At 45.7% G+C, this 11,990-nt stretch carries 11 protein-coding genes and 1 pseudogene; 5 read left to right on the plus strand and 7 right to left on the minus strand.

Annotated features, from left to right (window positions below):
* Nucleotides 1–232 precede the first annotated feature (232 nt).
* Both AB6D06_RS21945 and AB6D06_RS21950 read left to right on the plus strand, forming a co-directional pair.
* Complete coding sequence (locus AB6D06_RS21945) at nt 233–388, plus strand: DUF3012 domain-containing protein (protein WP_017061679.1); 156 nt, start codon at nt 233–235, stop codon at nt 386–388.
* Between the two features lie 78 nt (nt 389–466).
* Nucleotides 467–1,254, plus strand: a pseudogene (locus AB6D06_RS21950) (HAD-IIB family hydrolase).
* A gap of 94 nt (nt 1,255–1,348) precedes the next feature.
* On the opposite strand, the gene dgcA reads toward AB6D06_RS21950, so the two are convergent.
* From dgcA to AB6D06_RS21975, 5 genes are all read right to left on the minus strand, one after another.
* Nucleotides 1,349–2,335, minus strand: coding sequence for an N-acetyl-D-Glu racemase DgcA (gene dgcA / locus AB6D06_RS21955; RefSeq protein ID WP_372111846.1), 987 nt, complete (start codon nt 2,333–2,335; stop codon nt 1,349–1,351).
* A 57-nt stretch (nt 2,336–2,392) separates the two neighbouring features.
* The gene (gene dgcN, locus AB6D06_RS21960) at nt 2,393–3,400 is read right to left on the minus strand and encodes an N-acetyltransferase DgcN (protein ID WP_372111848.1); all 1,008 of its coding nucleotides are present in this window, start codon (nt 3,398–3,400) and stop codon (nt 2,393–2,395) included.
* 91 nt (nt 3,401–3,491) lie between these two features.
* Complete coding sequence (locus AB6D06_RS21965) at nt 3,492–4,382, minus strand: LysR family transcriptional regulator (RefSeq protein WP_017066887.1); 891 nt, start codon at nt 4,380–4,382, stop codon at nt 3,492–3,494.
* 95 nt (nt 4,383–4,477) lie between these two features.
* Entirely contained in the window at nt 4,478–5,314 is an 837-nt protein-coding gene (locus AB6D06_RS21970) for an SGNH/GDSL hydrolase family protein (RefSeq protein WP_017061675.1), read from the minus strand.
* An 87-nt stretch (nt 5,315–5,401) separates the two neighbouring features.
* A complete protein-coding gene (locus AB6D06_RS21975; RefSeq protein ID WP_017061674.1) occupies nt 5,402–5,914 on the minus strand; it encodes an RNA methyltransferase in 513 nt (170 codons plus the stop codon).
* 275 nt (nt 5,915–6,189) lie between these two features.
* Between AB6D06_RS21975 and AB6D06_RS21980 the strand changes: the two genes are divergently transcribed.
* Nucleotides 6,190–7,851, plus strand: coding sequence for a methyl-accepting chemotaxis protein (locus tag AB6D06_RS21980; RefSeq protein WP_017064932.1), 1,662 nt, complete (start codon nt 6,190–6,192; stop codon nt 7,849–7,851).
* Between the two features lie 114 nt (nt 7,852–7,965).
* Here the strand turns inward: AB6D06_RS21980 and AB6D06_RS21985 are convergent, their stop codons facing one another.
* A complete protein-coding gene (locus AB6D06_RS21985; protein ID WP_372059081.1) occupies nt 7,966–8,835 on the minus strand; it encodes a LysR family transcriptional regulator in 870 nt (289 codons plus the stop codon).
* Nucleotides 8,836–9,044: 209 nt separating this feature from the next.
* Here AB6D06_RS21985 and AB6D06_RS21990 point away from each other — a divergent pair, with 209 nt between their 5' ends.
* Entirely contained in the window at nt 9,045–9,392 is a 348-nt protein-coding gene (locus tag AB6D06_RS21990; RefSeq protein ID WP_017076504.1) for a DUF3316 domain-containing protein, read from the plus strand.
* A gap of 175 nt (nt 9,393–9,567) precedes the next feature.
* Here the strand turns inward: AB6D06_RS21990 and AB6D06_RS21995 are convergent, their stop codons facing one another.
* Nucleotides 9,568–11,205, minus strand: a complete 1,638-nt coding sequence (locus AB6D06_RS21995) for a methyl-accepting chemotaxis protein (protein ID WP_372111853.1) — start codon at nt 11,203–11,205, stop codon at nt 9,568–9,570.
* Between the two features lie 259 nt (nt 11,206–11,464).
* Here AB6D06_RS21995 and AB6D06_RS22000 point away from each other — a divergent pair, with 259 nt between their 5' ends.
* The gene (locus AB6D06_RS22000; RefSeq protein WP_017061669.1) at nt 11,465–11,890 is read left to right on the plus strand and encodes a DUF3010 family protein; all 426 of its coding nucleotides are present in this window, start codon (nt 11,465–11,467) and stop codon (nt 11,888–11,890) included.
* Nucleotides 11,891–11,990: the final 100 nt, after the last annotated feature.

The raw sequence follows: 11,990 nt of genomic DNA on the forward strand, positions 1-11,990 counted from the left end.
TGGACATAAAAAGACCCCCAATAATTGGTGTCCAACTATTGGGGGTCAGTTCATACGTTGCTGGCTTTTTCGATCTTAAAGCCAAGCAAACCTTCGCTTCTTTACCGTCCCTCGAATTCAGCTCAACCCCACATCATTATTAACGCCCTTAAGTTCTTAGCAGCTATAACAATCACTTGTCGGATTTGATACAGTTATAAGCAGAAATTTAGACCACAACGGAATGTTTATTATGAAGAAAATCGCGTTGATACTTTTCCTTGCTACTCAATTAATGGCTTGTACCGAGGTTGGCAGTGAAGCTTGGTGTGCGGATATGAAAGAAAAGCCTAAAGGTGACTGGACGGCTAATGAAGCGGGCGATTTTGCTAAACACTGTATTTTCTAATCACGTTAGCTTCTAATTCTACATTGGGCTGAATTAATACGCTCTGTGTAAAACAATCCATGGAATAAGTGAGTTTTAATGGAACACCAACTAGACAACAACTGGAAGCACATCGAATGGGTATTAACCGACGTCGATGACACGCTCACTTGGCAAGGTTCACTCCCTCCAGAAACCCTGATTGTGTTACAAAAGCTGAGAGACAATGGAATCAAAGTGGTCGCTGTAACGGGAGCCTGTGCTGGTTGGTGTGACCATATTGCGCAGCTCTGGCCTGTCGATGCCGTGCTTGGAGAAAACGGCGCCTTCTTACTAGAGAAGCAAGATGATGCATTACAACTCTCATCTGAAACACCGCTAGAACAAGTGCGTAAGAACCAAGCTAAGCTAAAACAAGAAGTGAAGCGATCTTGTTGAGTTACCCCGACCTATCGCTAACTTTGGATCAATCTTACCGCTTGTGTGAGGTCGCGATTGATATCGGCCAAAACCGTAAGCCTGTTGATCCTGAAACTGTTCAAGCGGTACTCGAAAGAATACACGCTTTAGGCGCACACGCGACGGCAAGTTCGATTCATATCAACGCTTGGTACGGCGAACACTCAAAGAAAAACGCCGTGCACCGTTTCCTGGCTAATAAAGGCTTATCGCTTGAGCAAATCCACAATCAAGCCTGCTATGTCGGCGATTCAATGAATGATCAGCAGATGTTCGAATCACTTCCACTTACCGTTGGCGTGGCAAACATTCAACATTATTGGGATAAGCTAGAGCACCATCCAAGCAGGGTCATGTCGCAGCCTGGTGGCTATGGGTTTGCAGAATTTGTGGATGCGCTGCTGAGGCTTAAAAGTGAAGTAATTTAGATAATCGCTCAGACTTTGAAGCAAAAATCGCACAAGTTTTCACTCATACGATTTCATTCATGTCATGTCCATCGATTAAACGGGCTCAACGAACTTAGAGAATAATCATCCCATCTCGATAAGTCAGTGATGGTGCTACATCTTGACCAAGTAAGACTGGGCCATCGAGGTCGACGATTTCAGATTGAACAGCGATAGGCAGAGCTGCACGCATCGCCAGCGATGTACCGAGCATACAACCCGACATCAGCGTAAATCCTAGCCTTTGAGCTTCTTCAGCAAGTACCAATGCTTCGGTCAAACCACCTGTTTTATCGAGCTTGATGTTGACCATTTCATATTTGCCTAACAAAGATGAAAGTTGCGAAGTGGTATGACAGCTTTCATCAGCACACAGTGGTATCGGGTGCTTGATGTGCGCCAATGAGGCATCGTGCTGTTGGGGTAACGGCTGCTCGATCATCGCAATATCAAATTCTACCAGTTGATTGAACAACTCTTCGAGATTCAATCCTGTCCACGCTTCATTCGCATCCAATACAATTTGAACATCTGCCGCAGCTTCTCGTACCGCGCGAACACGCTCTACCACCTGCTCGCCGTCAAGCTTCACTTTCAGAAGTTTCGCACCATTCGCGACATAGTCTCGAGCCTGAGTCGCCATCGCTTCTGGAGTGCCAATCGAGACGGTCATTGCTGTCACGATTTGATTCGGTAACTCAAACAGGCTATTTGGGAAGACCTGGTCATGTTGTTTGGCTTCAAGCTCCCAAAGCGCACAATCGACCGCATTTCGCGCTGCCCCTCCGGTCAATAAAGACTGAAGATGATCTCTTAGCTCTGCCGGATCGGTAACGCCTCGCTCAAACATACCTTCAAGAGCACTAGACGCTTGGTGGATTTGCGCTAACACAGACTCCGATGACTCGCCGTATCGTGGGTAAGGGGTGCACTCTCCCTGAGCTTGTTTGCCATCATGTTCAATATAAACACGAACAACGTGACACTCAGTTCGGCTGCCACGAGAGATGCGAAAAGCCGTTTGCATCGCGATAGTAATGGGTTCTGCTGTAATCTTCATAATTTCACTCGGTTGATGTTCGCTTTAACAAATGGAAACGTAGAAATGATGAAGTCGTTAAAGTGAATGTCGCAAATGATCAGTAATGTGTTGTACACCAAAACGCACAGGGTCCGTCACGGGCACTTGATAGAGTGTGGTCCATTCTTGGCATAATGTCTCAGCGTCTTCAATGCTAATTGCCGACGTGTTCAAGCAGATGCCAACCAATTTCACCTCTGGATTCGTCAGTCGTGCCGCTTGTAAGTTGGCTTCAATCGTCTGTTCTATGCTTGGCAATTGAGCATGAGGAAGGTTACGAATATGTGGTCGCCCGACCTCATGGCACAACACCAAAGCATCGGCTTGTGCGCCATGTAATAACCCCAAACTCACGCCTGCAAACGAAGGGTTGAACAAAGAACCCTGCCCTTCAATGATGTCCCACTCGTGGTCGGTAAATTCGGGGCTAATCGCTTCAACCGCGCCGGAAATAAAATCCGCAACCACCGCATCAATCGAAATACCGCTGCCTTCAATCAAAATACCTGTCTGCCCTGTCGCTTTAAACTGAGCGGATGTTCCCGCTTGTTTAAGCGACTTTTCAATCGCTAATGCCGAGAACATTTTGCCTACTGAGCAATCAGTTCCGACAGTAAGCAGGCGCTTACCTTGACGAAGCTTACCGTTACCAACATTAAGAACACCGTCAAAATGGCGTACATCATGAAGCTTAGTCAATCCTTGTTGCTGCATGTCAGCAAGCGGTGAAAATTCACTCAATCGTTGGTGCATGCCAGATGCAATCTCATATCCCATTTCTGCAGCGGCCATAATGGTTGACTGCCAAGAATCAGGAATAACACCACCCGGATTTGCGGTACCAATCACTAGCGTCTTCGCGCCCTGCGCTGGCGCCTCTTGCAGGGTCATATCCGTTAAGCCCAGTGAAACGGTATCACCCGTTAAACGCAGTTGACCTAGGCAGATTTCTGGTCGCCATTGATGAATACCGCGAGCTGTTTTTGCAGCGAGTGGGTCAGTAACATCCCCAAGAAAAAGAAGGTAAGGTTGAGCGATCGACATGAGTATTCCTAATTAATAAGCCCTTGTATGGGTTTACTTTAATTAAGAACTTCGAAGCTGCCGAATGCCTATTTATGGCGAGCCTATAACCTTAAGTTATAGGGTGAGTATGGATTTTCAATGAAGCGATAAATTGCTTAACGGAAATCGACTGAGGGGTGTGCTCTGCGCAAAGCATCGATACCGAAAATTGGATGTCTGGTTGAAGCGGCAACACACAGACCGCATCGTCATTTTGATATTGCTCTGCCGTCCACGGATCAACAATCGCAAACCCCGCTTGGTGCTTGACCAGTTCCGCAGCGGCGCTATACCCACGTACAGATATCGGGTGGTGATAATGCTGCTCACGTGCAATAAGGCGTTGATGTAACAGGAGGCCTAATGGATCGCGGCTATCGAGCCCGATGATTGGCAGCGGATAATTGATCAGATCATCTAACGTTAATTCCGCGGGGAAATGATCAACCGTATTGGAAGGAACCAAAACCTTTAGTGATTCGGTTAATAGCGTTTCACTTAATATCGCAGGCGGTGCTTCATCGCCAAACGCGATAGCAATATCAAGCTCATGCTTTAATAACCCAGCACACAGCTCATCACGGTTTGCAGTCAGCAACTCAAAAGAGAGCTCTTGTTCCCGAGACATTTGGGCTATTACCTGAGTTAGTAATTTAGTCGCCAGTATCGGCGGCGCACCAATGCGTAAATGCTGATGGCCTTGCTTCACTTTGTTGGTCAGAGATCGAAATTGCCCCAATTGCTGATACACCTTTTCCGCTTCTGGAAGTAAGGTTTTTGCCTCAACCGTTGGCACCAACCGCCCTTTAACTCGTTCGAATAAGCCAAACCCAAGTTGTTGCTCCGTGTGCGCCAAAATACGGGTCACGTTTGGTTGCGACACATGCAAGCTGCGCGCGGCTCCAGATACGGTTCCGGTCTGCATAATGGCGTAAAAGACTTCCAATTGTCTTAGGTTCACATTGATGTCCTTATGGTTCGCGAAACAAATCTAGGGTTTGGCTTTTCTTGTATTAGCTAAGCTGTTTATCGGTCTAGCTAGCGTTTTACGTGAGTCTATTTTAGTAGCTCAGCTATCGTAGGTTGGAGTATCTCAGCCCAAGTTTGATAAGCCTTCGCATTCAAATGCAGATCATCACACGAGTACTTGTTCGACAACAGCTTATTAGGCGACAATACTGAATTCACATCTAAGAACGCAATGCCTTGCTGTGTACAGTACTCGCTTAGCTTGCTATTGAGCAGTTCAACCGACGGATTTAAACCTTGCAGTTTAGAGCCAACATAAAGCGTTGATTGCACCAATATGCGAATCTCATTTTCTTGCCACACCTTAAGCATATCAATGTAGTTCTGGTAGATATGGTCGACATCATAACCCTGAGCTAAATCGTTTATCCCTGCCATAAAACACACCAGCTTTGGCTTCACATTCAACGTGGTATCAATACGGCGCAACATGCCAGTTGTGGTGTCACCCGCTAAGCCACGGTTGACCATCGAAACATCGCGAAAGATATCCGCCCACGGGGCCCATTCGGTGATCGAATCACCAAACATGACTAGGTCTGCACTTGGGGAAAAATGGCGATGGTTATCTGATGTCATGATGTAACGACTCATGCTGTGGCCTCGTTGCTGAATCTCAGACTGAAGAGCGACTGCCTTGAGGATCTCGCTATCTGGCGTGGCGCTATCAAATTGAGCTAGCAATCCTTCGATATGAGGCTTAAAAGGGCTAAGACGAGTACTCAGTTGATGATGTTCTTTAAGGGAAGATAACCTCTCTAGTAATGCATACAAAGAGCGGTTTTGACCAACTTCTTGGAATAACTGATAGAGATCGAGGACAGAGTGTTGCTGTAGCGCGGCAAGTAATTGCTTGTCTTCCATGGTGTTATCTAACCCTTCAATTATCTGATGATGAACTCAAGATAATATCCGATTGCGTACGGGATAGATAACACTAGAAGCAGATAATTACTTTTCTTTGATTAGCAGATGGTTACGGTTATCACGGCTTTTCTTAATCAGTTCGTTGCTCTCATCCATTTCATCAGATTTAGCAAGACGATCGTAAAGCAGCACATTCACTGTCGCTGCCAAGTTCATGCAGCCAACTGTTGGTACGTACACAACATGATCGGCTCTGTCGGCGACATCTTGAGAAATAGAGCCGTCTTCAGGGCCAAAGATATAAATGGCATTTTCTGGGTGTTTAAAACGCGGTAGTGGTGTTGCACCTTCTGCGAGTTCTACGCAAACGATCTTAGTTTCTGGATCAAGATTGTCTAAAAACGACTCAACACCAGTCAACGGGATAGTACGCGCAGCACTCTTAGTATCGGTGTGGAATTTTGCGGCTTTTTCGTAGCGTTGCCCTGTGTATTTAACTTCGTCGACTTGGTAACAACCAGCCGCACGCATAACAGCACCAACGTTTGTCGGGCTCTTTGGGTTAGTTAAACCAATAGTCACATGGCTTTTGTTCATGAATCTTTCTCACTTAACGAATAGACATAGCAGGGTGCTACAAAGCGTCGTATTCTAACAAAGCAGCGTCGAATTCAAAAGCATCGATACAAACTCACTTTTTCGCGCTTAAGCCTCTCGTTGCAAGGCTTCTCACCCCAAAAACCTAACCGTCATCATATTTATAAAACAAAAACACTCTAGGGTAACAATTAAACAACAAGCCCATTTACATTTTGAAACCACATTAATAATGTGTTGAAAATTGCATGAGACAATCACACAGGAAGCGTGACATGACCCTAACCATCAAAAACCGCCTTTATATTCTCTCTTTTATTCCACTGCTACTGATGGCAATTGGGATGATGAGCGTGACGTATATGAAGAGCACCGAGCTAACCGCACAACAAGTAGAATCGACGCGTAGCAATATGATGGCGATGAAAGAAAAGGAACTTAAAGCGTATCTGCAAATGGCTCAATCTTCTATTAGCCCGTTCTTGGAAAGAGGTGCAACATTAGAAGAAGCCTTACCGACATTAAGAACTCTCGAATATGGCGAGTCTGGCTACATCTTTGGCTACGACTCTAAAGGCGTTCGAGTAGTTGTTGGGCAAAATAACGATGGCATTGGTAAAAACTACTACGACCTGCAAGACAAAAAAGGCAACTACCTGATTCGTGACTTGATCAAGAACTCAAAGCTTGGTGAGTTCACCACCTACTACTTTCCAAAACTTGGTCAATCAGAAGCTCTACCGAAACTGAGCTACTCGATATTCGTTCCCCAGTGGGACTTGATGCTAGGCACAGGTTTTTATACTGACGACATCGATGCTGTAATCGCAGAGATGAAAGAGAGCTCGAATGTCGCGTTACAAAGCTCATTGACGGCGATCGCTATATTCTGTGGTTTGATTGCCCTAGTAGTTGCTGCGTTTGCCGTTGCCGTCAACCGCACAATCATGCGACCACTCGAGCAGTTTGATCGTTCAATCAGCGCATTCGCGAGTGGCGAAGCCGATTTAACCGCTCGAATGGAAACATTTAAAGCGCCTGAGTTCACTAAGCTCAGCGAGAACTTCAACGCCTTCGTGGCAAGCCTTCAAACCATCATTCGCAGCGTAAGCGATGTCGGTCAGCAAGTCGTAGCCGAGACATCTAGCATGTCTTCTCGCGCTGCGCAGGTCGACGAGATTGCTACTGGGCAACGTGAAGAGACTGAACAAGTTGCAACGGCGATGACTGAAATGACCACAACGGCGCAAGAGATCTCGAGCAACGCTAGCCAAGCGGCGGATTCCGCTAAACTTGCAGAGGGCAATGCCAAAGAAGCGCAACAGATAGTAAACGCCGCTGCAGATTCGGTGGCAGGCCTAGCGAGCGAAGTATCAGAAGCCAACACTGTCGTGTCTCGTTTAGAAGGTGATGTGCAGAATATCTCCTCTTCGTTGGCGGTCATCCAAGACATTGCCGAGCAAACTAACCTACTCGCGTTGAATGCCGCGATTGAAGCTGCACGTGCAGGCGAACAAGGTCGTGGGTTTGCTGTGGTTGCCGATGAGGTTCGTAAACTGGCAAGCCGTACTCAAGAAAGCACTGGCGACATTCACAAGATGATTGAGCAACTTAAAGCTGCCTCAGATGCTGCTGTGAAAGCGATGGATTCAAGTCAAAACCGAAGTGCGCAAACCGTGGAAGAAGCGAATGCCGCAGCCAAAGCACTGGCGAAGATCCAAGCGTCGATTGATACCATCATGGACATGAACTCGCTTATTGCGACAGCCACTGAACAGCAAAATATTGTAGGACAAGAAATATCTCAACGCATCGTGGTGATTTCTGACCAAAGCTCACAATCGGCAGAACTCGCGAATCAAAACCGTACAGGTAGCCAAAACCTCAACAGTCGTGCAAATGAGCTGTATCACTTGGTGGATCGCTTCACCGTCTAATACATTTTCGGTCTAGTAAGCCGTAATCAAACGATAATTAATCCTAAAACACGTCGGGCTTCAGAATCTCTATTCTGAAGCCCGTTTTTATCGGTGGAGGTTTTAAGCCATACACTAATCCAATTGCTCAGAAAGGAAGTCCACCAGCAGGCGAACCTTTGAAGATAAGTTGCGGTTCTGAGGATAAAGCGCCCAGATCCCTTCTTTGTCGTCTCGATAATCGGACAGCACCTCAACCAACTCACCAGAATCAAGGTCTTCACTCACATAGTATTCAGGCAACTGCACCAAGCCAATGCTCTGCTTAGCTGCGTCTAACAAGGCTAAACCACTGTTGCACTTAATGCGTCCGTTAACACGAACTGAGCGAGGGCGTCTATTTTCTTTGAAACGCCAATGTTCAAAGCCACCGACCAAACATTGATGGTGACTCAATTCAGAGAGCGTATGCGGCTCACCATAGCGTTCAATGTATTCAGGGCTTGCACATACATAAAGCTGTCGCTGCGATAACTTCTTTGCGACCAAGCTTGAATCTTCTAAGCGGCCAAGACGAATCGCAACATCAACACCCGAATCGATAAGATCGAGCTTTTGATTGGTCAGCATCAGCTCAAGCTCTACTTGCGGGTGAAGCTTTAAGAATTGATGCAGTATTGGGGCGAGTTGGCGCTCACCATAAGTCACAGGCGCGGTGACTTTCAGTAAGCCTTTGGGTGTTGATTGCATCTGCGTGACCGCAAGCTCAGCAATTTCTAAACCTTCGACCAACAACTTACATTGTTGGTAATAGAGTTGCCCAGCCTCTGTAAGAGACACCTTTCGAGTCGTTCGATTGAGCAGTTTCACTGCGAGTCGTTCTTCGAGGTTTGCTACTCTACGACTGATTTGAGCCACCGACGTAGCGAGCTTCTGCGCCGCACCAGTAAAGCTTTCACGCTCTGCCACTGCAACAAACTCACTTACCCCTTCCCAATTGGCCATGCCTTTACCTTATGCTGAACTTTGGTTACCCATACAGTGTATTGAAGTTAGATATCAGTGTCACCTTGCTTGATATGCGCTGTGCATTAATCTTCGGCACCTATAGTCATTCCCTTACAGAACCATATTTTTGTCCTAACATTAACCTCATCCCCTATTGCTAGGGTGAGAATCTCTAAAACACTGGTACAACAAAGTAAGGTATCCCTTTGAAGAAGTTAATCATACTTGCATCAACTCTTGTACTCAGCACCACTGCGTTTGCAGCAACTAAAACAACAATTCAAGAAACAACGCTAAAATCTGATACATTTGTTACTGAAGCGGAAGCATACGATGCAGGCACCAACCTTATGGATGAGTTAAGCGCAAAAACACCTTTTGAGCTTTCAAGAGAACTGCCACAGTTCCAACAGACAACCAAATACGATTCGTTCAAGATTGATGACGCGAATATGGAAGTGAAGAAAATCACTAACATGAGCGGTGACATTCATTACCAAGCGAACGTAAAAGTTGACTACCGTTACACATACAAAGACGGTCGCAGCAGCTAACACCGAATGATTGATCAGGTCTAAAAACTGATCACCTAGTCAAAAGACTGATCACCTAGTCAAAAAGAAAGCCCGCACTCATAGAGTGCGGGCTTTTTTGTCGTTCACCGCTGATTAATGGGACTCAATACGAGCAACCATTATCAGCTCATATTCGTCTGTCTAATTTTGAAAATTACACTTCAAACTGAGACACAAGGCTATCTAGCGCTTCACACTGTTCAGCCAATGCCATACATGCATTTTCTGCGCTGCTTGCCATCTCAACCATTTGCATGGTGCTTTCAGCGATGCGTTGAACATTCTTATTCACTTCTTCAGACACTTGAGACTGTTGCGAAGCCGCCGTAGCAATTTGTGTGTTCATGTCATTCATCTTGCCAATTGAGTTACGAATCTCACTCAATGAAGATGCTGCAGTTCCTGCTTGAACAATGGTTTTCTCGCCACTCACTTTGCTTTCAGTCATCACACCAACCGCGTGTTTAGCACCCACTTCTAAGCGTTCAATCATTGATTGGATTTCGCCAGTGCTGTCTTGAGTTTTACTCGCAAGCGCTCGAACTTCATCAGCCACAACCGCAAAGCCACGGCCTTGTTCACCCGCTCGTGCCGCTTCAATAGCCGCATTCAAAGCAAGTAGGTTGGTTTGCTCTGCAATGCCTTTGATCACACCAAGGATTGAGGCAATGTTCTTCACGTCTGTGTCCAGCTCTTGAACAACACCGCCCGCGTTCTCGATATCTTGCGCAAGGCGTTCAATCGAAGTCACGGTCAAGCCAAGCGTGGTGTCTGCCGATTCCACTTCATGATTGGCAACATTACTGGCGGTTGCCGCATCTAATGCATTACCACTCACCACTTCACTGGTTGCTTGCATCTCATGAACCGCCGCCGCGACTACTTCACTTTCACGCTGTTGGTTCGATGAAAATTCAGCAACACTTTGCGTTAACGATTTAATGTTTTCCATCTCAGCGCGTACCGCATTCGATGTAAAAATAACTTGTTCGACGGTGACATGGATCTTGCCAACAAACTGGTTGAAAGCAGAACTTAAACGAGCGATCTCATCATTACCTTCGACCTTCATACGTTGAGACAAGTTACCGTCACCCGATGCGATCTCATTCATCGCTTTCTCTACGTTCTGGATTGGTTGGACGATAAAACGGTTAGATAACCACATCGCGAAAAGCGCAGCGAAAACAGCAACCGCCATACCCACTTCAATGATCAACTTACTTGATTCGATAGAGTCAGCCGCTTGCTGACGAAGCTCTTTCTGCTTTTGTTCAATCAGGGTTCTGATATCACGAAGCTGAACACGAATGATTGCAAACTCAGCGTCTAATGCTGGCGAGTAATTGATGTTGTATTGGTATGCGCTGGCAGGGTCTGCAAACATTGGCTCATGCAGAGCCACCCATTTGCTCATCGCGTTCACAAGCTTTGACAACTCACTGCGAGAAGAAGGATCTAGCACGCCCGCTGCATATAAAGTCTCCACACTTTCAAAACGAGGAACCGCTTTGTAAGCATTGTCTTTAAATTCAAATTTTTGGTACTCAATCGCCGCTTGGTCTTTCGCGAGTAGTAGACCTTGAGCAGAAGCGATAACTTGGTAAATGTCACGATACCCATCTTCCAAATTGTCTAGCACGGGCTGAACCACATTATTCAGCTCATGGTTGATCGCAGCCTGAGCATTAGATCTAATGACATTAAGCACAGTAACGGTAGAAAAAACAATCACAATCACCAACAGCGGGATCGCGATTTTACTCTTAATCGAAAGATTATTGATATTCATTGGGATTAATAACCACACTTCAAATAGGGATGCGCGCGCAATATACAGCACACATATAAAATCCCGCTAAGCTTTTGTGAGCTTCATCTCATAGAAAACGATACCGTAAATTCGTGTGATGTTTTTTCAATCAAAGGTTAACTTTCGGCGACTAAAATACTCTCTGATTTAGACTTATTTGCTGCTGATACGCGCAAATACTGGAGAAGTGTTAGAAATAACACCATAATGTAGGGCTCTAAAATAAGTAGGTAAGAACATGAAAATTTGTGGTGTTGAAATCAAAGGTAACGATGCAGTCATCTGTCTTCTTTCTCTGTCAGACGGCGTATTTAACATTCCTGATTGCCGAGTTTCTAAGGTTGCGATTAGCGACGCAAACGACACACAGAATATGAAAGACTTTCAATTCTCTTTTGCAAAGTTAATGGAAGATTACCAAGTAGAAAAAGTTGTAATTCGCCAACGTCAGACTAAAGGCAAATTTGCTGGCGGTGGTTTCGGCTTCAAACTTGAAGCAGCAATTCAGCTAATCGACGGCCTAGATGTAACCGTTGTGTCTCCAGCTGAAATCAAAGAAAGCCTTAAGCGCAACCCTCTTATGATGAAGTTCAAAGAGACCGGCCTTAAGCAATACCAAGAAGCACCGTTTACAACGGCTTACGCTTGTTTGATGAAACGCTAATCAAAAGTCGCTAGCCAATATTTTATATAGAAAGAGCCTGAATATTGAAGTGACCCCGTAAAGTTGGACATTTCTGTTAAGCGGCTTTCAAGGCCTGAGT

Origin of the sequence: Vibrio sp. 10N.239.311.G01, assembly GCF_041465805.1 — a bacterium.
In the GTDB taxonomy this organism is placed as follows: Bacteria; Pseudomonadota; Gammaproteobacteria; order Enterobacterales; family Vibrionaceae; genus Vibrio; species Vibrio crassostreae_C.

What these genes read in the sequence shown, in the direction of transcription:
- AB6D06_RS21945 (WP_017061679.1), top strand. Translation starts at nt 233, where the DNA reads ATGAAGAAAATCGCGTTGATACTTTTCCTTGCTACTCAATTAATGGCT.
- dgcA (WP_372111846.1), bottom strand. Translation starts at nt 2,335, where the DNA reads ATGAAGATTACAGCAGAACCCATTACTATCGCGATGCAAACGGCTTTT.
- dgcN (WP_372111848.1), bottom strand. Translation starts at nt 3,400, where the DNA reads ATGTCGATCGCTCAACCTTACCTTCTTTTTCTTGGGGATGTTACTGAC.
- AB6D06_RS21970 (WP_017061675.1), bottom strand. Translation starts at nt 5,314, where the DNA reads ATGGAAGACAAGCAATTACTTGCCGCGCTACAGCAACACTCTGTCCTC.
- AB6D06_RS21975 (WP_017061674.1), bottom strand. Translation starts at nt 5,914, where the DNA reads ATGAACAAAAGCCATGTGACTATTGGTTTAACTAACCCAAAGAGCCCG.
- AB6D06_RS21980 (WP_017064932.1), top strand. Translation starts at nt 6,190, where the DNA reads ATGACCCTAACCATCAAAAACCGCCTTTATATTCTCTCTTTTATTCCA.
- AB6D06_RS21985 (WP_372059081.1), bottom strand. Translation starts at nt 8,835, where the DNA reads ATGGCCAATTGGGAAGGGGTAAGTGAGTTTGTTGCAGTGGCAGAGCGT.
- AB6D06_RS21995 (WP_372111853.1), bottom strand. Translation starts at nt 11,205, where the DNA reads ATGAATATCAATAATCTTTCGATTAAGAGTAAAATCGCGATCCCGCTG.
- AB6D06_RS22000 (WP_017061669.1), top strand. Translation starts at nt 11,465, where the DNA reads ATGAAAATTTGTGGTGTTGAAATCAAAGGTAACGATGCAGTCATCTGT.